Genomic DNA, 19267 nt, shown 5'->3' with positions numbered 1-19267 from the left:
CCATGAAGACGGCGCCGCCGTTGTGGCCCCGCCGATTTAATCGACCCCGCCGGTTTGAGCGGTGTTCCGGTCCTTGCCATCGCATGGGGCCGCGCCTCGAACTTTTCCGTCTCACGGGTCGAACAAAAGCAGGAGCAATGCATGAATGTTTTCTGGTTCATCCCGACCCATGGCGACAGCCGTTATCTGGGTACGGCCGAAGGCGCGCGCGCCGCTGATCTCGCCTATTTCCAGCAAGTGGCCGTCGCGGCCGATACGCTCGGCTATGAAGGCGTTCTGCTGCCGACGGGCCGTTCATGCGAAGACGCTTGGGTCGTGGCATCGAGCCTGATCGCCGCGACGCGGCGCCTGAAGTTTCTCGTTGCGATTCGCCCGGGCCTTTCGTCGCCGGCGCTTTCCGCACGCATGGCCGCGACTTTCGATCGCCTTTCGAATGGACGCTTGCTCATCAACGTAGTGACGGGAGGCGACGCCGCCGAACTCGAAGGCGACGGGGTGTTCGTCGATCACGACACGCGCTACGAAATCACCGACGAATTCCTGCATATCTGGCGCAAGCTGCTTGCCGCTTCGCACACCAGCGAGGCGATCGACTTCGAAGGCAAGCATCTGAGTTCGAAGGGCGGCAGGGCGCTTTATCCGCCGGTGCAGCATCCACATCCGCCGCTGTGGTTCGGCGGCTCGTCGCCGGCTGCTCACGATATGGCGGGCGCGCACATCGATACCTATCTGACGTGGGGCGAACCACCCGAGGCCGTCGCGAAGAAAATCGCCGATATCCGCGCACGGGCCGAGCGGCACGGCCGCAAGATCAGCTTCGGCATTCGCATGCACGTGATCGTGCGCGAGACCGAAGAGCAAGCATGGGCAGCGGCGGAGCGCCTCATCAGCCGTCTCGACGACGACACCATCGCGCGTGCGCAGGCGGCGTTCAACAAGATGGATTCGGAAGGCCAGCGCCGCATGGCCGCGCTGCACGGCGGCAAGCGCGGTACGCGCAAGGAACTGGAGGTGCATCCGAACCTGTGGGCGGGCGTGGGCCTTGTGCGTGGCGGCGCGGGCACGGCGCTGGTCGGCAATCCGGAGCAGGTTGCCGAACGCATGAAGGAATACGCGCAGCTGGGTATCGAGACCTTCATTCTTTCGGGCTACCCTCATCTTGAGGAATCCTACCGCTTCGCAGAGCTCGTGTTTCCGCTGTTGCCGGGACGCCGCACGAAGACGTCTGGTGGTCCGGCCTCGGGTCCGTTCGGCGAGGTGGTCGGTAATCAGTATTTGCCGAAGGTGAGCCAGAGCTGATCCACGATCGACTGGCTTATCGGTTTCCAGATGGAGGCGAACGCGAATTCAATATCGCCAGAACCGCGCAATATGATCAGGATGACATAACGATGAACCAAACCGCTGTAACCGCCGCCGGCGCGGCCATTGATCCACGTGGGGTGCGGCCATTCGCCTTGGTTGGGCGCAAGGCGTTCGCACGCGTCGCGCCCTGGCTCGTGCCGCTCGCGATTCTGGCCGCGTGGGAGCTGGCCGCACGCAGCGGTGTGCTTTCCACTCGCGTGCTGCCCGAACCGCTCGCGGTCGTGAAGGCCGCGTGCTCGCTCGTCGAATCGGGCGAGATGCTGCAGGACGTGCGCGTGAGCACCGGGCGCGCGATTTCGGGTTTCGCGATCGGCGGCGGCATCGGCCTCGTGCTCGGTCTTGCCACCGGGCTCTTCAAGTCCGCCGAGACCGCGCTCGACTCGACCATCCAGATGATCCGCAATATTCCCGCGCTCGCGATGATTCCGCTCGTGATCCTCTGGTTCGGCATCGAGGAGCAGGCGAAGGTGTTTCTCGTCGCGCTCGGCGTGTTTTTCCCGGTGTATGTGAATACTTTTCACGGCATCCGCTCGGTCGACGCGAACCTCATCGAAATGGCGCGCAGCTATGGTCTCAGGGGCTTTGCGCTCTGTCGCGAAGTCATTCTGCCCGGCGCACTGCCGTCGATTCTCGTGGGCGCGCGCTTCGCGCTCGGATTGATGTGGGTGACGCTGATTGTCGCGGAAACGATTTCCGCGCAGTCTGGCATCGGCTACATGACGATGAACGCGCGCGAATTTCTTCAGACCGATGTGGTGGTGGTCGGCGTTCTGCTCTACGCCGCGCTCGGCAAGCTCGCCGACTGGCTCGCCAAATGGCTCGAACGTGCTGCGCTGCGCTGGCACCCCGCTTATCAACAAGGGAGCGATGCATGAACGCAAGCACGTTGGCGGTTCATTTCGGCGGCGTCGCGGGCCGTGATCTCGAAGCTGAGATCGAGTTGCCGCGCACCCAGGAGCGCGAAGCGCACGAGGCGGACGCGCGGCATGGCGCGCAGCGCACTCAAGCCGGCGAACAGGATCGACGCGCGCCGGTAACGACAGAAACGGCGACTGCGCGCAGTGACGCGCGCACGCACCACCCGGCCGTCGAATTGCGCCGCGTGGGCAAGCGCTATGGCGAGCGCGTCGTGCTCGATGGCTTCGACCTCTCGATCGAACGCGGCAGCTTCGTGGCGATCGTGGGACGAAGCGGCTGCGGGAAATCTACGCTGCTGCGCCTCGTTGCCGGGCTCGAAGCACCCGATGCCGGCGAGCTTACGCGGCGCGACGAGCGTGGCGCGTCGCTCGAGACGCGCATGATGTTTCAGGACGCACGGCTGCTGCCGTGGAAAACCGTCCTCCAGAACGTGATGCTCGGGCTTGGGCGCGGTGCGCGCGACGACGCTCGCGCCGTGCTCGATGAAGTCGGGCTGCTTGCACGCGCCGACGAATGGCCCGCACGGCTCTCGGGCGGTCAGCGTCAGCGCGTGGCGCTTGCGCGGGCGCTGGTGCACCGGCCGCACTTGTTGCTGCTCGACGAGCCGTTCGGCGCACTCGATGCGCTCACGCGCATCGAAATGCATGCGCTGATCGAGCGCCTCTGGCGCGAGCATCGCTTTACTGCGCTGTTGGTCACCCACGACGTGCATGAGGCCGTCGCGCTGGGCGACCGCATTCTGCTGGTGGAGCAGGGCTGCATCGCACTCGACCAGCGCGTGCCGCTCGAACGTCCTCGCGCCCGCGCGGACGCGCGCTTTGCCGGGATCGAAGCGCGCGTGCTCCAGCGCGTGCTGGGCAGCGAGACGCCACGTCGGTCATCACGACGCGCTCGATCGACGAACTCGAACTGAAGGTCCGCTCGGAAGTCGTTGCGCTCGTGAAGTCGACGGAGGTGTCGATCGTGCGGTTGTCAATCGCTGGCGGGCGGCTTCGGGGCTTGCGCGCAGAGTTGTGCGCCCGGCGTGGAAGTGGGAGGATGGATCACCTGGCCACGACGGAGAGACGATCATGGAGCCGAAAGGCATCGACATGGGTGACTATGAGGAGCGCTACAAGGACTACGACATCGAAGTGGCGGTTGAGCAGGTGCTCACGGGCGTGAAGGCGCACTTTCGCGTGCTCAAGGACGGCGCTCTGGTAACGGACTGGCAACTGGTCCATATCGACCGCCTGTGGTCGACCGAGCATGCGGCGGCCGAGGCGGGCTTCGAGGCGGCGCGTGCGTGGATCGACGGCAACGCGGTGCAATGAGGTTTATCGCGTTGCCGGTAGGGCGCCGCCTGGTAAGGTGCGTGCTCAGAAGGCACTCGCCTCGCTTTTGCGTGGGTCCGGATAAAAGCGTGTTCCATTGAATTTATCAGGGCCGACAAATAGCAGCAGCACGATGCCGATCTGGCCCAGCGGCATGGCGGCCATCAACCACCACCACCAGCCGCTCATGCCAATATCGTGGAGCCGGCGCACCATTGCGGCAATGGGAACCCAGAGTGCCACGCACGCAATCACCATGCCGAGAATCGTGGCCGCAAGCGTACTGCCGAGCCCGTCTTCGGGCATGAAAACGTCGAGTGCATAAACGAATATCAGGAAGAGCAGCATCGTGATGGCGTACTCGCGGCGCGTGGCGCGGCCAGAAAGCGTGAAGCGTCGTTCGAGCCATTTTTCCATGGTGTCGATATGTCCGTCGTCGGGTGCGTGCTATTGGGATCGTCTTGCTGTGGGAAGCGATTTTACGCACGGGTGGCGATGGGATGTCATCGATTTCATCGATTTCATCGAGTTTATTGATTTGGCATCCTGCATATTATTCGCTATGAATAGATTTGCTGAAACTATTCATTCTGCATACAGTGAAGGCTTGCTTGGGGCATTGAGGCGTCGAGTCGCCAGGCAGTCGCTAATATGATCGAGTCCATAAGGAGTCCATGGAATTGATCATTTTCTGAGTTAATGGCGGGGAGGAGCGGGACGGGTATTCGAAAACCAGAAAGCAAAAAGCCCAGTTCAAAGGAACTGGGCTTTTTGTTTGAATTCTCTGGGGTGGCTGATGGGACTCGAACCCACGACGACAGGAATCACAATCCTGGACTCTACCAACTGAGCTACAGCCACCACTGTTACTGCTTCCTTGTTGGCGCTGCTTTGTGAGCGGCGTCAATCAAGAAGCAAGATTATATACATAGCCGATCGGACTTGCCTAGTCCCTTTATTCAAATATTTCGGAGGAAAGTGCAGGCGACGCTTCCATGGGGCTGCGCAGGTGCGCGCGCGCTTCCTCGAAGATCGCGAGATCGCCCTTGGCGAGCTTGCGGTTGTCCGACAGCACGCGTCGCCATCCGCGCGCGCCGGCTTCGCCGCGGTACAGCCCCAGTGCGTGGCGCGTGATCGCGGCCAGGTGCGTGCCGCGCGCCATTTCGCTCGCGCAGTACTGCATCAGCTTCGCTTCGATGTCATCGCGTGTGGGCGCGGGTTTGCTGGCGCCATAGAAGCGCGCATCGACACCGGCCAGCACGTAGGGGTTGTGGTAAGCCTCACGGCCGAGCATCACGCCGTCGACGTGCTCGAGGTGCAAAGCCACCTCGTCGAGCGTCTTGATGCCGCCGTTAATGATGATCTCGAGCTGCGGAAAATCGCGCTTGAGCTGCCACGCGTACTCGTACTTGAGCGGCGGAATCTCGCGATTTTCCTTCGGGCTCAAGCCTTTAAGAATGGCGTTGCGCGCATGGACGATGAAAACCGTGCATCCCGCCTCCGCGATGGTGCCGACAAAATCGCGCACAAACGCGTAGTCCTCGACCGCATCCACGCCGATGCGGTGCTTCACCGTCACCGGCACCGAGACTGCGTCGCGCATTGCCTTCACGCAGTCGGCCACGAGCTGCGGCTCGTTCATCAGGCATGCGCCGAATGCGCCGCGCTGGACGCGCTCTGACGGACAGCCGCAGTTCAGGTTGATTTCGTCGTAGCCCCATTGCTCGCCAAGCCTGGCCGAGCGGGCGAGGTCGTCCGGCTCGCTGCCGCCCAGTTGCAGCGCGACGGGCGCTTCGTCGGGCGTGAACGCCAGATGGCGCGGAACGTCGCCATGGAGCAGGGCGCCTGTCGTCACCATCTCCGTATACAGCCACGTGTGCCGTGAAATGAAGCGGTGCAGCGAGCGGCAGTGGCGGTCGGTCCAATCCATCATCGGTGCGACGGACACGCGGCGGGGACTGGCGATACGGTGGGTGGACATGGCGAATCGGTGCGCAGGGAGCGCGGCAAGCGTGGATCAACCTTTTATTTTATCGCATCCTGCCCAGTGAGTTCTGGGGCGTTTCCGGCAATTTCGCACTGCGGCAAGGCGGCATGCGTGGGCCGAGCTTTTTGCGCGAGCGCTCGCAGGAGCGCGTACCGCACGCCCGGCCGCGCGAAAGACCCTTTGAACGTTATGTAATCAGTGCTCTGTGTTGTGCATCGCGCCAGAAATTTTTTGCGCTTTTTTAGGACCAGTTCCTCGCTCAGGCCCGCCAGGACTGGCAGAGGCGATTGTTTGCGGCGTTGGAATAGTAAATTCGATATATCGTGATTATTTTTTGATAGTAGGTGGATACACTGAGTTTCACTGACGCAGCTCATGGGGCATCGACCTCCCAGGCGCGGCGCCATCCCCGAACTGCAATCGAAACTGATACTGGAGTCCACCATGAAGACCAAACTGATCGCCGCGCTGCTGGTCGCAGCTTCCGCCTCCATCGCCGCTCCGGCGTTCGCCAGCGGTTATGGCCCCGCGCCGTCTTATCGTCCGGACGTTGGCGCGCCGGCGTCGCAACAAGGGCAGAGCGCCCAGACGGTAGCGGCCGAGCGTGCCCAGCAGCAAGGCGTCGACGCGTCGTACGGCGGTGTCGCGAGCGTGGCGACGCAGTCGGGCAGCCGCCACGATCAAACGCCGCGTTCGCAGCAAGTGTTTTTCGGCCACTAAGTTTCTCGCGGTCCGAAGCGCCGCCCCTGAATCGGGCGGCCTGGGCGCCGGGTGTCCTCAGGACCCCGGCGCTTTGCTTTGTGCGCGCGGATTTCCCGGCTCCTGAAAAAAATCGGCCGGCGTGATAGTTTCGCGGTTCTTCTCAATTAGATGATGGAAAATGCTTCGATGGAATACCGCACTCTCGGCGATACGGACGTCAAGGTGAGCCTGATCGGCCTCGGCACGATGACGTGGGGCGAGCAGAACACCGAGCGCGAAGCGCACGAGCAGATCGATTACGCACTCGATCACGGCGTCACGCTCATCGATGCAGCGGAAATGTACCCGGTGCCGCCGCGCCCCGAAACGCAAGGGCAGACCGAGCGTTTCATCGGCACGTGGCTCGCCCGGCATCGCGCGGCGCGCGATCGCATCGCGCTCGCGACCAAGATAACGGGCCCGGCACGCCAGCCGCACAATCCGCGTCATATCCGCGGCGACGGCAATCAGTTCGACCGCAAGAATCTGACCGAAGCGCTCGATGGCAGCCTCGCGCGCCTGCAGACCGATTACGTCGATCTCTATCAATTGCACTGGCCCGACCGCAGCACGATGACGTTCGGCCGCAACGCGTATCCATGGATCGACGATGCATACACGGTGCCGATCGAGGAGACGCTTGCCGTGCTCGCGGATTTCGTGAGGGCGGGCAAGGTGCGCCATATCGGCGTGTCGAATGAAACGCCCTGGGGCGTTGCGCAATTCCTGCGCGCCGCCGAAAAGCTGGGGCTGCCGCGCATCGTCAGCATCCAGAATCCGTATAGCCTGCTCAATCGCACGTTCGAAAGCGGGTTGTCCGAATTCTCGCATCACGAAGGCATCGGCCTGCTGGCCTATTCGCCGCTGGCGTTCGGCTGGCTCTCGGGCAAATACGAGGGCGGCGCGCGGCCCGAGGGCGCGCGCATCACGCTGTTCGAGCGTTTTCAGCGCTACAGCAAGCCGCAGGCGGTGGCGGCCACGTCGCGCTATGTGGCGCTCGCGAAGGAGCTTGGGCTGTCGCCCTCGCAGCTCGCGCTCGCGTTCGTCAACAGCCGGCCGTTCGTGACCAGCAATCTGATTGGCGCGACTTCGATGGCGCAGCTGAAGGAAAATATCGGCAGCGTCGATATCAGGCTTTCGTCCGAAGCGCTCGCGCAGATCGACGCGCTGCATGAGGTACAGCCCAATCCCGCACCTTGAATTTGGCTTGATCAAGCATTGCGCGTGCTGGCATCATGCGGCGCGCGCTGCCCGGTTCTGCCGGTCGGCGCCTTGCTTGACCCGCTCGCCCCGGATCATCCGACCCCGAGCCCCTTAGCGGAGTATGACTACAATGACCAGCGCACGCGAAGCACAACCCCCACAATCGCCGCCCTCGTGGGGCTGGCCCCTTTTCATTCTGCTGGCCGTTGCCGGCCTGTTCTATGTGAAGTGGTTTCCGTATTACCACCGCGCTTTCACGGCCGAGGCCACGCATTCGATCGGCAAGTCCATCTTGATGGGCGGCGCGGCGAGCGCTCCTGAGCCGTCGTTCGCGGCCGCGCTCGACTATGCCTTGGCCTACGGCAAGGCGATCTGGCAGGCAATGGTGCTGGGCCTGCTGCTCGGCTCGGGTGTGCAGGCGCTGTTGCCGGCGCAATGGATTGCGCGCGTCCTGGGGCGCCATGGTTTCGGCAGCGTCGCGGCGGGCGGTCTGCTCGCGGTGCCCGGCATGATGTGCACGTGCTGCGCCGCGCCTGTCGTGGCGGGGCTGCGCGCGCGCAATGCGTCGCCGGGCGGGGCGATCGCGTTCTGGCTCGGCAACTCGGTGCTCAACCCCGCGACGCTCGTGTTCATGGGCTTCGTGCTGGGCTGGCAGTGGAGTGCGCTGCGCCTCGTGCTGGGCGTGCTGATGGTGTTCGGCCTCGGCTGGCTCGCGAACCGGCTGGTGACGCGCGAGGAGGCGCTCGCCGCCGACGTGCGGCTCGCGATGTTCGCGCAGGAGCAGGCCGAGAGCGGCAATGTGCTCATCCGCTGGCTGCGCCTTTTCGTGCGCATGGCGGTGCGGCTCGTGCCGGAATACATTGTGCTCGTGCTGTTGCTGGGCGCGGCGCGTGCGTGGCTCTTTCCGCACATCGGGCCCGAGGTGGCGAGCAGCCTCGGCTGGATCGTCGTTTTTGCGCTGGCCGGCATGCTGTTCGTGATCCCTACCGCCGGCGAGGTGCCTATCATTCAGGCGATGCTGGCGCTCGGCATGGGCGTGGGGCCGGCGGGCGCGCTGCTGATGACGTTGCCGCCCGTGAGTCTGCCGTCGTTCGCGATGCTGGCCGGCTCGTTCCGGGTGCGTACGCTGGCGCTGGTGGGCTCGGTGGTCGTGCTGTTCGGCGTGGTGGCAGGGCTGGCGACAGTCGCGCTGGGCTTTTAGCGCGCTTCATTAAGGCCTGTTCGCACGTATTGGTGCGCAACGGCGTGAACAGGCCCTAAGATAAGAGACACGCATCAACTTCGGATTGCCGGCCAGCCGGCTGGAGTCCGCACAGAACAGGGCTCGCGCCCGGGAACCGCCATGGCAAAGCAAAAAACGAATCCGAAACTCGAACAGGCCCTGACGCGGGGCGACCTCGCCATCCGGCAGGCCAACTCCGCTCGTGCAACGGCGGTTTTGCGCGCGCTCGGCAAGATGATCGTCGAGGCGTCGGCGACCATCGGCGTTGAGGCGCACACGTCGATCCCCGATGGCGACCGCATTTACGATCCCGCCGACGGCCTCTGGCCGCAGCAGTTGCTGATTTCGCTCGATGGTCCCGTCGAGGACTCGGATCCGGAAGAGATCCGAACGATTCGCCTGCTTGCCCAGTCGCAGTCCACGCAGTTCCGCGTCGAGTGGCATCGCGCCGACGGCAAGATCGGCCGTCAGGAAGGCGGCCCGTTCGCGACCGTCGCCTTCATTTCGGATGTCGACATCCCCTGGGGCGACGACGAAGACTGAGCTTGCTCCGAACCGCGCGCGTTAGCGCATCATGCGCCGCCGGAACAGGATCGAGGCGACGCCGAAGGGCACCACCACGTAGAGCACGAGCACGGCGAGATGCAGTCCCGCATGCTCGATCGGGCGCCCGAGCATGGCCGGGCGAATCAACTCGACGGCGTGCGCGAGCGGCAGCATCAGCGTGACGTGCTGCGCGACGGCGGGCAATTGCGTGAGCGGAAAGAACACGCCGGAAAGCAGCAGCATCGGCGTGAGCACGAGCGTTTGATAGAACATGAAGAAGTCGTAGGACGGCGCGAGCGCCGTGACGATCATCGCGCAGCTCGCGAATGCGAGGCCCGCGAGCGCGATCACGGGCAGCGCGAGCAGCATCGATGGAAAGCTCGCGTAGCCGAGCAGGCCCGCCACGATCATGATGGCCGCGCCCGACAGCACCGACTTGCTGGCGGCCCAGACAACCTCGCCGAGCACCACGTCGCCGAGCGAGAGAGGCGTGTGCATGATCGCTTCCCATGTGCGCTGCACGTGCATGCGCGAGAAACCCGAGTACATGGACTCGAAGCTCGCCGACATCATCACCGAAGACGACACCGTGCCTGCCGCGAGAAACGCGATGTACGAGACGCCGTCGACGTGGCCGACCATCAGCCCGAGCCCGAAGCCGAGGCCGAACAGATAGATCATCGGATCGGCGAGATTGCCGAACATCGAGGCGATTGCCAGCTTGCGCCAGACGAGATAGTTGCGCCGCCATACGGCGATCCAGTGCGTCGCGTTCGACGGCAGCGCCGCGCGCGGCTCGCGCATGGGCGACTGGGTGGGACGCGTGGGCGGCGGGGTTTGCGTGCGTGTCTGCATGATGGCGATGTTAATCCTGCATCTCGCGGCCCGTGAGCCGCAGGAACACATCTTCAAGATTCGCGGGCCGATGCAGGTAGCGCAAATCCGAGCGATGGCGCAAAAGCGCATGCACGGGCGCGGCTTCGTCGACATAGCAGAAGAGCGTTTCGCCGCTGATTTCCGTGCGCTTGGCGAGCGGCGCGAGCTCGTCGCGCAACGCCACCGGATCGGGCCCGTAGACCTCGATCACGTCGCAGCCGATTTCCGATTCGATCAGCGCCTTCGGTGGGCCCTCGGCGATCTTGCGGCCCTCCTCGATGACGCAGACGCGATTGCAAAGCCGTTCGGCCTCCTCCATGAAATGCGTCGTGAGGAGAATCGTTTTGCCGCGCGCGAGCAGCGAGCGCAGCCGCTCCCAGATCAGGTGGCGGGCCTGCGGATCGAGACCCGTGGTGGGCTCGTCCATCACCAGCACGTCGGGGTCGTTGACGAGCGCGCGCGCCAGCGTGAGACGGCGGCGCATGCCGCCGGAAAGCTCGCCCACGCGCGCATCGGCCTTGCTTTCGAGGCGTGCGAATTCGAGCAGCGGCGCGACGAGCGCGCGTTTCGCTTGCCGAGAGTCCGAAGTAGCGGCCGAACACGAGCAAATTCTCGCGCACTGTGAAGTCGGGATCGAGATTGTCGAATTGCGGCACGACGCCCACGCGCGCGCGCGCATGACGTGCCCGCGCGGGCACCGGTTCGCCGCACAGGCTGATGCGTCCGGCATCGGGCGAAACGATGCCGAGCAGCATGCGCAACGTGGTGGTCTTGCCTGCGCCGTTGGGGCCGAGGAGCCCGAAGCATTCGCCGGGGAGGACGTCGAACGACAGGCCGTTCACGACGGTCCTGTCTCCGTAGTGCTTGATCACCTGCTCGAATTCGATGGCGGGCATGGTTGGGCGGCTGTTGCATGTTGCAAGGCGGCCTATTATAGGGCGTTCATCTCCCCATGCCGTTGCACCATCGATGTGCACGCAAACCTGGCGTTTTCCAGCCCTTGCGTGTCGAATTGCGGCGCACCATCATGTAATAGTGACCTGCGTTTCCAGACGGGTAGGGAGAATCGATCATGGCGAGCTACAAGAAAATTCTGCTTTGTTACGACGGCTCGCGCGAAGGCCGCAAGGCGCTGCGTTGCGGCGCGGATCTGGCGCTGGACCTGCATGCGGAGACCCATCTGCTTTCGGTGGTCGACATGCGCTCGACGATCGCGCAAAGTGCGGGCTTGCTCACCGACGTGGCATGTGGGCGCTTCGAAGAAACGGCGCGCGAGATTCTGCAGGAAGGCGTGGACTGGCTGACCGAACGCGGCGTGCGCGCGCAGGGCCACTTCGCGTTCGGCCATCCGATCGACGAGATTGCGAATCTCGCCAATGAGCTGCACGTCGATCTCGTAGTGGTGGGGCATCGCTGCCGCACCGGACTTTCGCGCTGGTGGATGGGTGCGGGCAATACGCCGCTGCTCGACCGCGTGACGTGCAGCATTCTCGTGGCCTGCTCTTCGGCTGCCGAGGAAAAACAGCAACAGCAGGCGGCGGCCTAGCCGCTATCAATCGCTTCCGCGATTGCAGCGCTCAGTCAATCAGCGAAAAGCGGCGGAGCCACTACCACGAAGATGGCTCGCCGCAATTCTTGCGGTTCATCTCGGTACGGCTTGCTCAGTTCGACGCGCTCGCGTCGTTGCCGGTATTCGGCTCGTTCAATTCCACGGCGGCGAGCTTCCACGAAAACAGCCCATGACGCTGCAGGATGGCGGCATAGCGATCGCCGCCATAGCCGCTGTTTGCGCCGCGCTGCCACGTGACAACGAACGTGTTCAGACTGCGATAGCCCGCCGAGGTTTGCGCGCGCGGCTGAGCTTGCTGCGGCTGCGGCGATTGCGCCTGAGCCGGCGGATTGCCGGGCGCGGGCTGCGTCGCTTGGCCTGCCTGTGACGATGGTGGCGGCGACGGCGCTTCAGCCGGCGGCACAGGCGCGGGCCGTTCTCCCGGCTTGCCGGTCGGCGGCATGCCGCTGAGCAATGCGGCCACGCCCTCTGGCGTGGCATACGCGTCCACCAGTGGGCCGATCAGCGCATTGCCGATCATCGCGCCGAACAGCATGAGTGGATTGCTGGCGTGGGCGGCCTCCATGCGTTGTTGCAGCATCTCGCCAACCTGCTGCTTCAAGCTCGCGCGCAGCGCCGGGTAGTCGACGTACTCGCTCAGTGCGGCTGCGTCGCGTGCGTCGGCGGCTGCCTTGAGGTTATTCAGCGCGATATATGGCGATGCATAGCCATAGCCCACTGCCGCCACGATTGCAACCGCCGCGACGGCGATTGCGACGGGCTTCTTCCAGCTGGATGATTTGCGCGGATACGTTTGGGTATCGGTCATTGGTTAGTGCAACCCTGCAGTGTTCAATCAGGGTGTTGACCGCGCGCAATCAAAAACGATCCCACTTTTATTGCTTACTTTGCCAGCGCGACCGGCGCATCGGCCTGCTGCTCCGCGATACAGCGGTCGATGGCGCGGCACACCGCCTCCATCGTGCCCACCATGATGAGCCGCGACTGGCCGTGATAGACGCGCACCGGTGCGCGGCGGTCGGGCTGCTCCGCATTCAGCGTGCTGTTGAGCGAAACGCGTGCGAAGGCCGGCTGCGCGGAAGGCAGCGGGCGCGCTTCGTCTTCTTGCTCGATGTCGTCGAAGAGCGAGCCATTGATCTGGTAGCCGCATTGACGGCCAAGGGCCGCCGCCGAAGCACGCGCCTCGCGCATGGCGCACGAGGCAATCCCGCGCAGATGGCGCAGACGGCCGAATTGACGGAAGGGCAACAGGCGGGCAAGGCGTTCCATGACTCTCTCCGGAAAATGCGCAGAAGATGCGCAGAAAATGCGCAGGCGGAATTATCAGAATTCGGTGGGACGGATCAGACCAACGGCAATGCCTTCGAGCGCGAAATCCGCGCTGCCGGCCGCGACGAAAATATTCTCGTAGTCAGGGTTCTCCGCGATCAGCTCGATGCCGTTGCGCTGCCGCTTCAGGCGCTTCACGGTGACGTCGTCGCCAAGACGCGCCACGATGATCTGGCCATCCTTCGCTTCGCTCTTTTTTTGCACGGCGAGCAGGTCGCCGTCGAGGATGCCCGCGTCGCGCATGGACAGCCCGCGCACCTTGAGCAGGTAGTCGGGCCGGCTCGAAAAGAGCGCGGGGTCGCAGGTGTAGTTCTGCGAAATGTGCTCTTGCGCGAGGATCGGACTACCCGCCGCGACGCGGCCCACGAGCGGCAGCGAGAGCTGCATGAGGCCCGCGTGCGGCAGCGTGAATTGATGCGGCAGATCGCCCGGACCGGGCACGAGGCGGATGCCGCGCGAAGCGCCCGCAGCCAGCTCGATCACGCCCTTGCGCGCCAGCGCGCGCAGATGTTCCTCCGCCGAGTTCGCCGAACTGAAGCCCAGTTCGGCGGCGATTTCCGCGCGCGTGGGCGGAAAGCCGGTGCGCTCGATCGCGCGGCGGATCAGATCGAAAACCTGCTGCTGTCGTGCGGTGAGTTTGGTCATGGCGCTACTGTATGTTTGAACAGGTGACTGTATTTTTATACAGTACTCGCCGCTTTTCAAGTGTTACTTGAACTTTGTCATCCGCACGGCGTCGCGACGGCGCTTTCCCTTCCCCGACGGACGCAACCACCGGCAAAACAGGCGCAAGCGCCCAATTCCTCCGTCCTTACCACTTTTACGTATTAAAAAATGAGAAAACATCATTTTTAATAATGTAAGCCGATCGCTAGACTGGCCTCCATCGATTGCTGCATGGCACGCGAGAACGCACGAAAGTGCACGAATGCGCACGACGACACGGAGAAAAAGTGGATGAAACAAGGCATTACGGGGCACGCATGGTTCAGGACGCTGGCGGCGAAACTGCTGATCGGCGTGGCGCCGCTCGTCGGCATGGCGGCCTTCGCGCCGGCGGCGCATGCGGACACGGCGCTGCTCAACGTCTCCTACGATCCCACGCGCGAGCTGTATCAGGACATCAACGAAGCCTTTATCAAGGAGTGGAAGGCGAAAGGCGGCGAGACGCTCACCATCAAGCAGTCGCACGGCGGTTCCGGCGCTCAGGCGCGCTCGGTGCTAGACGGACTGCAGGCCGACGTTGTGACGCTCGCGCTCGCCTGGGACATCGACGCACTCGCCAATAAAGGGCTGATCGCGAAGGACTGGCAAATGCGTCTGCCCGACAACGCCTCGCCATACACCTCGACCGTCGTGTTTCTCGTGCGCAAGGGCAATCCGAAGCGCATCAAGGACTGGGACGACCTCGTGAAGCCCGGCGTCTCGATCGTCACGCCCAATCCGAAGACCTCGGGCGGCGCGCGCTGGAATTACCTCGCGGCGTGGGCCTATGCGGCGCACCAGCCGGGCGGCAACGACCAGAAGGCGAAGGCCTTCGTCACGAAGCTCTACAAGAACGCAGGCGTGCTCGACTCGGGCGCGCGCGGCGCGACCACGAGCTTCGTGCAGCGCGATATCGGCGACGTGCTGATCGCCTGGGAAAACGAAGCATTCCTTTCGGTTAAGGAGTTCGGGCCGGACAAGTTCGAGATCGTGGTGCCGTCGGCCAGCATTCTCGCGGAGCCGCCGGTTGCGGTGGTCGACAAGGTCGTGGACAAGCACGGCACGCGCAAGGTGGCGCAGGCGTATCTCGAGTTCCTCTATGGCGAGAAGGGGCAGGAGATTGCCGCGAAGAACTTCTATCGTCCGCGCTCGGACAAGGTGCCGGCGGCGATCACGGCGAAGTTCCCGAAGCTCAAGCTTTACACGGTCGACGAGGCGTTCGGCGGCTGGGCCAAGGCGCAGAAGACGCATTTCGCCGATGGCGGCGTGTTCGATTCGATTTATCAGCCGCAATAAGCCGGCCGTAAGCCGGCCGTAGTAAGCCGACGGCAATACGCAGTAGCAAGCAACGCCAAAAACAAGGCGCGCCCGACGAGGCGCGTCTTTAGCCGCGGCGCCCCGCATGTATCGTATGACGAGAGGTGCTCCGCGCAACCCATGTGAAGAGATAGAGCATGACGACGTTTCGATTACAGAAGCCAGGCGCGCTGCCGGGATTCGGCGTGACGCTCGGCATCACGGTGGCGTATCTGAGCCTCGTGGTGCTCATTCCGCTTGCGGCCACGTTCCTCAAGACCGCGACGCTCGATTGGGCGCAGCTCGTGCGCGCGGTGGCGTCGCCGCGCGTGCTCGCGTCGTACCGCCTCACATTTTTCTCCGCGCTTGGCGGAGCGCTCATCAATGCGGTGTTCGGGTTCTTGCTCGCCTGGGTGCTGGTGCGCTACACGTTCCCGTTCAAGCGCGTGATCGATGCGCTCGTCGATCTGCCGTTCGCACTGCCGACTTCCGTGGCGGGGATCTCGCTTGCCGCCGTGTATGCGGGCAACGGCTGGATCGGCCAGTTCCTGCAGCCGCTCGGCCTCAAGATCGCGTTTACGCCGCTTGGCGTGCTCGTGGCGCTCACGTTCATTGGCCTGCCGTTTGTCGTGCGCACCGTGCAGCCCGTGCTCGAGGAGTTCGAGCGCGAGCAGGAAGAGGCCGCCGCCTGCCTGGGCGCGTCGCGCTGGCTCACGTTTCGCCGCGTGGTGTTGCCGGCGGCATTGCCTGCGCTGCTTACGGGTTTTGCGCTCGCATTCGCGCGCGCGCTGGGCGAGTACGGTTCGGTCATCTTCATCGCGGGCAATGTGCCGATGAAGTCGGAAATCACGTCGCTGCTCATCATCACGAAGCTCGAGCAATACGACTATGCGGGCGCTACGGCGCTGGCTGTGGTGATGCTGTGCGTGTCGTTCGTCATGCTGCTGCTCATCAACACGTTGCAATGGTATTTGCAGCGGCGCACGAGCCGCCGGGCATCGCGCGGCGTGTCGCGCTCGCGTGTGCCGAACCCGATGCACGCGGGTGTTGGAGGAGAGGCGCAATGAGTGCAGCAAGTACGCGGGTCCGCGATGCAGGACGTCCCAATTCCGTAACGGAAGCGCCCTGGGTGCGCTGGCTCCTCACCGGCATTGCGCTGGCGTTTCTCGCGCTGTTTCTGGCCGTGCCGCTCGTGGCCGTGTTCTGGCAGGCGTTGAGCAAGGGCATCGGCTTCTATTTCGTATCGCTCGCCGACCCCGATGCGCTCGCCGCGATCAAGCTCACGCTGATCACCGCCGCGATCGCCGTGCCGCTCAATCTGGCGTTCGGCCTCGCGGCATCGTGGACGATCGCCAAGTTCGAGTTCCGCGGCAAGGCGTTGCTCACCACGCTGATCGACCTGCCGTTTTCGGTTTCACCCGTGATTTCAGGGCTCATTTACGTGCTGCTGTTCGGCGCGCAGGGCTGGCTCGGCCCCTGGCTTGCGGACCACAATGTGCAGATCATCTTCGCGGTGCCGGGCATCGTGCTCGCGACCATCTTCGTGACGTTCCCGTTCGTCGCGCGCGAACTGATTCCGCTGATGCAGGCTCAGGGCACCGACGAGGAAGAGGCCGCGCACGTGCTGGGCGCGTCGGGCTGGCAGATGTTCCGGCGCGTGACGTTGCCGAACATCCGTTGGGGTCTGCTGTACGGCGTGATTCTCTGCAATGCGCGCGCGATGGGCGAATTCGGCGCGGTTTCGGTGGTGTCGGGACACATTCGCGGCCAGACCGACACGATGCCCTTGCACGTGGAGATCCTCTACAACGAATACAACTTCGCGGCCGCGTTCGCCGTGGCTTCGCTGCTTGCGTTGCTCGCGCTCGTTACGCTGGGTCTCAAGCTGCTGGCGGAGCGCCACATGTCTGCGGAGCTGCGCGATACCGGCGACGTGCCGGCGCTCGCGGGACCGCCGGCCACGCGCAGTGCGGCCGCGCCTCAAGGCGCAGTGATTGGCCAACGACGTACACAACAACACCCACAACAACACACCCGCGCGTTGCGCCGGACGCTTGAACAGGGAAAGGGCTAAAGATGGGCATCATCGTTCGTAATCTGCACAAGCGTTTCGGCGATTTCACCGCGCTCGACCATGTTTCGCTCGATTTTCCGGCGGGCGAGCTGGTCGCCTTGCTCGGGCCTTCCGGATGCGGCAAGACCACGCTGCTGCGTGTGATCGCCGGGCTCGAATATGCCGATGAAGGCCAGGTCGTGCTCCAGGGGCAGGACGTGGAGATGGTTGGCGCACGCGAGCGCCAGGTGGGCTTCGTGTTCCAGCATTACGCGCTGTTCCGCCATATGACCGTGTTCGAGAATGTGGCGTTCGGGCTGCGCGTGAAGCCGCGCAACGAGCGTCCCTCCGAAGCGCAGATCCGCAAGAAAGTGCATGAGCTGCTCAAGCTCGTGCAACTCGACTGGCTCGCGCAGCGCTATCCGTCCGAGCTTTCCGGCGGCCAGCGCCAGCGCATCGCGCTGGCCCGCGCGCTCGCCGTGGAGCCGAAAGTCCTGCTGCTCGACGAGCCGTTCGGCGCGCTCGACGCGAAAGTGCGCAAGGAGTTGCGCAGCTGGCTGCGGCGCCTGCACGACGACCTGCACATCTCGACGATCTTCGTCACGCACGACCAGGAGGAAGCGCTCGAAGTGGCCGACCGCATCGTCGTGATGAATCATGGGCATGTGGAGCAGGTCGGCAGCCCCCAGGACGTGTACGATCATCCGCAGTCGGCGTTCGTCTACGAGTTCCTCGGCGCGGCGAACCGCTTGCATGGGCGAGTCGGCGTGCAAGGCTTCGTGGCCGACGGCGCGGCGCAGCCGATCGCGGTGCAGGCCGGCTTCGAAGGTCCGGCGCTCGCCTACGTGAGGCCGCACGATATCGTGCTGCATCGCGATGCCGACGCACATCGCGACGGCCTCGTCGTGGACGTGCGCCGTGTGGTGACGCTCGGCGGCGCGGTGCGCGTGGAACTCGAAAGCCGTGCGGGCGGCGTGCTCGAGGCGCAGCTCGATCGCGAAACCTGGCGCGCGCTGAGTCTCGCGCCCGGCGACGGCGTGACAGCGGTGCCGCGCGGGCTGCGCGTGTTTCCCGCCTGATGGCCGGCGCATAACGAATAATTGACCGATTGATCGCCGAATTAGTCGACACATTAATCGACGAAAGCGCGGTTGGCGGTTCAGGAGAGAAGAACATGAATTTTCAGCAGTTGCGTTTCGTGCGTGAAGCCGTCCGGCAGAACATGAACCTGACCGAAGTGGCGAACGTGCTCTATACGTCGCAGTCGGGCGTCTCGAAGCAGATCAAGGATCTGGAGGACGAACTCGGCGTCGATATCTTCATTCGCCGCGGCAAGCGCCTCACGGGCCTCACCGAGCCGGGCAAGGCCGTGCACCAGCTGATCGAGCGCATGCTGCTCGACGCCGAGAACCTGCGCCGCGCGGCGCGCCAGTTTGCCGATCAGGACAGCGGCCATCTCGTCGTGGCCACGACGCACACGCAGGCGCGCTACGCGCTGCCCAAGGTTGTGCACCAGTTCCGCGAAGTGTTTCCGAAGGTGCATCTCGCGATGCGCCAGGGCAATCCGCAGCAGATTGCGCAGATGATCATCAACGGCGAGGCCGATATCGGCATCTCGACCGAGGCGCTCGACCGCTTCCCCGATATCGTGACGTTTCCTTGCTATTCGTGGCATCACGTGGTGGTCGTGCCGAAGACGCATCCGCTCGTGGGCCGCGAGAACCTCACGCTCGAGGAGATCGCCGAGTTCCCGATCATCACCTACGACCAGGACTTCACGGGCCGCTCCCATATCGATCAGGCGTTCGCGAAGGCCGGCACCATGCCGGACGTGGTGCTGACCGCCATCGATGCGGACGTGATCAAGACCTACGTCGAACTGGGCATGGGCGTGGGCGTGGTGGCCGCGATGGCTTACGACCCCAAGCGGGATAGCGAACTCGTGGCGCTCGCCACGCAGCATCTGTTCGAGGCCAGCACGACGCGCGTGGGCCTGCGCAAGGGCGCCTTCCTGCGCCAGTACGCCTACAAGCTGATTGAAATGTTCGCGCCGCAGCTCAACGAACAGCAGATCGCGAGCCAGTTGCGCGAGGCGGTTTGAAACAGGGGCATCATCCGGATCGTCTGGCCCGGTCGTTCTCCG

At 64.0% G+C, this 19267-nt stretch carries 20 protein-coding genes, 1 tRNA gene and 2 pseudogenes; 15 read left to right on the top strand and 8 right to left on the bottom strand.

Annotated features, from left to right (window positions below):
* Window positions 1–141: 141 nt before the first annotated feature.
* The 5 genes and pseudogenes from ssuD to P5W99_RS08560 all read left to right on the top strand — a co-directional run bounded on the left by ssuD (window position 142) and on the right by P5W99_RS08560 (window position 3596).
* Window positions 142–1299, top strand: coding sequence for an FMNH2-dependent alkanesulfonate monooxygenase (gene ssuD, locus P5W99_RS08580; RefSeq protein ID WP_421024124.1), 1158 nt, complete (start codon window positions 142–144; stop codon window positions 1297–1299).
* A gap of 92 nt (window positions 1300–1391) precedes the next feature.
* Complete coding sequence (gene ssuC / locus P5W99_RS08575) at window positions 1392–2240, top strand: aliphatic sulfonate ABC transporter permease SsuC (RefSeq protein ID WP_434660242.1); 849 nt, start codon at window positions 1392–1394, stop codon at window positions 2238–2240.
* Complete coding sequence (locus P5W99_RS08570; protein WP_421024122.1) at window positions 2237–3196, top strand: ATP-binding cassette domain-containing protein; 960 nt, start codon at window positions 2237–2239, stop codon at window positions 3194–3196. The genes ssuC and P5W99_RS08570 overlap by 4 nt, the downstream gene beginning before the upstream one ends.
* A pseudogene (locus tag P5W99_RS08565) lies at window positions 3154–3255 on the top strand (TOBE domain-containing protein); the annotation flags it as partial. The gene P5W99_RS08570 and the pseudogene P5W99_RS08565, both read left to right, overlap by 43 nt.
* A 98-nt stretch (window positions 3256–3353) precedes the next feature.
* Window positions 3354–3596: a DUF6566 family protein gene (locus P5W99_RS08560; protein ID WP_421024121.1), complete on the top strand. Its 243-nt coding sequence runs from the start codon at window positions 3354–3356 to the stop codon at window positions 3594–3596.
* A gap of 45 nt (window positions 3597–3641) precedes the next feature.
* Here P5W99_RS08560 and P5W99_RS08555 read toward each other — a convergent pair whose 3' ends face one another.
* The 3 genes from P5W99_RS08555 to dusA all read right to left on the bottom strand — a co-directional run bounded on the left by P5W99_RS08555 (window position 3642) and on the right by dusA (window position 5577).
* On the bottom strand, window positions 3642–4013 hold the full coding sequence (locus P5W99_RS08555) for a DUF805 domain-containing protein (protein ID WP_421024120.1): 372 nt from the start codon (window positions 4011–4013) through the stop codon (window positions 3642–3644).
* A gap of 368 nt (window positions 4014–4381) precedes the next feature.
* Window positions 4382–4457 (bottom strand) — tRNA-His (locus P5W99_RS08550).
* A gap of 94 nt (window positions 4458–4551) precedes the next feature.
* The gene (dusA, locus tag P5W99_RS08545; protein WP_421079550.1) at window positions 4552–5577 is read right to left on the bottom strand and encodes a tRNA dihydrouridine(20/20a) synthase DusA; all 1026 of its coding nucleotides are present in this window, start codon (window positions 5575–5577) and stop codon (window positions 4552–4554) included.
* Between the two features lie 450 nt (window positions 5578–6027).
* Here dusA and P5W99_RS08540 point away from each other — a divergent pair, with 450 nt between their 5' ends.
* The 4 genes from P5W99_RS08540 to P5W99_RS08525 all read left to right on the top strand — a co-directional run bounded on the left by P5W99_RS08540 (window position 6028) and on the right by P5W99_RS08525 (window position 9292).
* A complete protein-coding gene (locus P5W99_RS08540; RefSeq protein WP_421024118.1) occupies window positions 6028–6303 on the top strand; it encodes a hypothetical protein in 276 nt (91 codons plus the stop codon).
* Between the two features lie 168 nt (window positions 6304–6471).
* Window positions 6472–7524: an NADP(H)-dependent aldo-keto reductase gene (locus tag P5W99_RS08535; RefSeq protein WP_421024117.1), complete on the top strand. Its 1053-nt coding sequence runs from the start codon at window positions 6472–6474 to the stop codon at window positions 7522–7524.
* Window positions 7525–7657: 133 nt separating this feature from the next.
* Window positions 7658–8728: a permease gene (locus tag P5W99_RS08530; RefSeq protein ID WP_421024116.1), complete on the top strand. Its 1071-nt coding sequence runs from the start codon at window positions 7658–7660 to the stop codon at window positions 8726–8728.
* Between the two features lie 141 nt (window positions 8729–8869).
* Window positions 8870–9292: a hypothetical protein gene (locus tag P5W99_RS08525; RefSeq protein WP_035526100.1), complete on the top strand. Its 423-nt coding sequence runs from the start codon at window positions 8870–8872 to the stop codon at window positions 9290–9292.
* A gap of 21 nt (window positions 9293–9313) precedes the next feature.
* Here the strand turns inward: P5W99_RS08525 and P5W99_RS08520 are convergent, their stop codons facing one another.
* Window positions 9314–10150, bottom strand: a complete 837-nt coding sequence (locus tag P5W99_RS08520; protein ID WP_421024115.1) for an ABC transporter permease — start codon at window positions 10148–10150, stop codon at window positions 9314–9316.
* Between the two features lie 10 nt (window positions 10151–10160).
* Window positions 10161–11067, bottom strand: a pseudogene (gene nodI / locus P5W99_RS08515) (nodulation factor ABC transporter ATP-binding protein NodI).
* A 176-nt stretch (window positions 11068–11243) separates the two neighbouring features.
* On the opposite strand from nodI, the gene P5W99_RS08510 reads away from it, so the two are divergent.
* A complete protein-coding gene (locus tag P5W99_RS08510) occupies window positions 11244–11717 on the top strand; it encodes a universal stress protein (RefSeq protein WP_035526110.1) in 474 nt (157 codons plus the stop codon).
* A gap of 115 nt (window positions 11718–11832) precedes the next feature.
* Here P5W99_RS08510 and P5W99_RS08505 read toward each other — a convergent pair whose 3' ends face one another.
* The 3 genes from P5W99_RS08505 to lexA form a co-directional block, all read right to left on the bottom strand.
* Window positions 11833–12549, bottom strand: coding sequence for a DUF2939 domain-containing protein (locus tag P5W99_RS08505; protein WP_421024113.1), 717 nt, complete (start codon window positions 12547–12549; stop codon window positions 11833–11835).
* A gap of 74 nt (window positions 12550–12623) precedes the next feature.
* Window positions 12624–13010 (bottom strand): hypothetical protein, encoded by a 387-nt coding sequence (locus tag P5W99_RS08500; protein ID WP_421024112.1) that lies wholly within the window; start codon window positions 13008–13010, stop codon window positions 12624–12626.
* Window positions 13011–13064: 54 nt separating this feature from the next.
* Window positions 13065–13715: a transcriptional repressor LexA gene (gene lexA / locus P5W99_RS08495; protein ID WP_035526115.1), complete on the bottom strand. Its 651-nt coding sequence runs from the start codon at window positions 13713–13715 to the stop codon at window positions 13065–13067.
* A 312-nt stretch (window positions 13716–14027) separates the two neighbouring features.
* Between lexA and P5W99_RS08490 the strand changes: the two genes are divergently transcribed.
* The 5 genes from P5W99_RS08490 to P5W99_RS08470 all read left to right on the top strand — a co-directional run bounded on the left by P5W99_RS08490 (window position 14028) and on the right by P5W99_RS08470 (window position 19225).
* Window positions 14028–15071 (top strand): sulfate ABC transporter substrate-binding protein, encoded by a 1044-nt coding sequence (locus P5W99_RS08490; RefSeq protein WP_421079549.1) that lies wholly within the window; start codon window positions 14028–14030, stop codon window positions 15069–15071.
* Between the two features lie 158 nt (window positions 15072–15229).
* A complete protein-coding gene (gene cysT, locus P5W99_RS08485) occupies window positions 15230–16138 on the top strand; it encodes a sulfate ABC transporter permease subunit CysT (RefSeq protein WP_421024110.1) in 909 nt (302 codons plus the stop codon).
* Window positions 16135–17145 carry a sulfate ABC transporter permease subunit CysW gene (gene cysW, locus P5W99_RS08480; protein ID WP_421024109.1) on the top strand — a complete coding sequence of 337 codons (1011 nt, stop codon included), beginning with the start codon at window positions 16135–16137 and terminating at the stop codon, window positions 17143–17145. The genes cysT and cysW overlap by 4 nt, the downstream gene beginning before the upstream one ends.
* Before the next feature lie 2 nt (window positions 17146–17147).
* Window positions 17148–18203: a sulfate/molybdate ABC transporter ATP-binding protein gene (locus tag P5W99_RS08475; protein ID WP_421024108.1), complete on the top strand. Its 1056-nt coding sequence runs from the start codon at window positions 17148–17150 to the stop codon at window positions 18201–18203.
* A 95-nt stretch (window positions 18204–18298) separates the two neighbouring features.
* Complete coding sequence (locus P5W99_RS08470) at window positions 18299–19225, top strand: CysB family HTH-type transcriptional regulator (RefSeq protein WP_421024107.1); 927 nt, start codon at window positions 18299–18301, stop codon at window positions 19223–19225.
* Window positions 19226–19267 lie beyond the last annotated feature (42 nt).

This window comes from Paraburkholderia sp. A3BS-1L (assembly GCF_051125215.1).
Taxonomy (GTDB): Bacteria; Pseudomonadota; Gammaproteobacteria; order Burkholderiales; family Burkholderiaceae; genus Paraburkholderia.
This window is presented reverse-complemented; position numbering and strand designations above follow the sequence as displayed.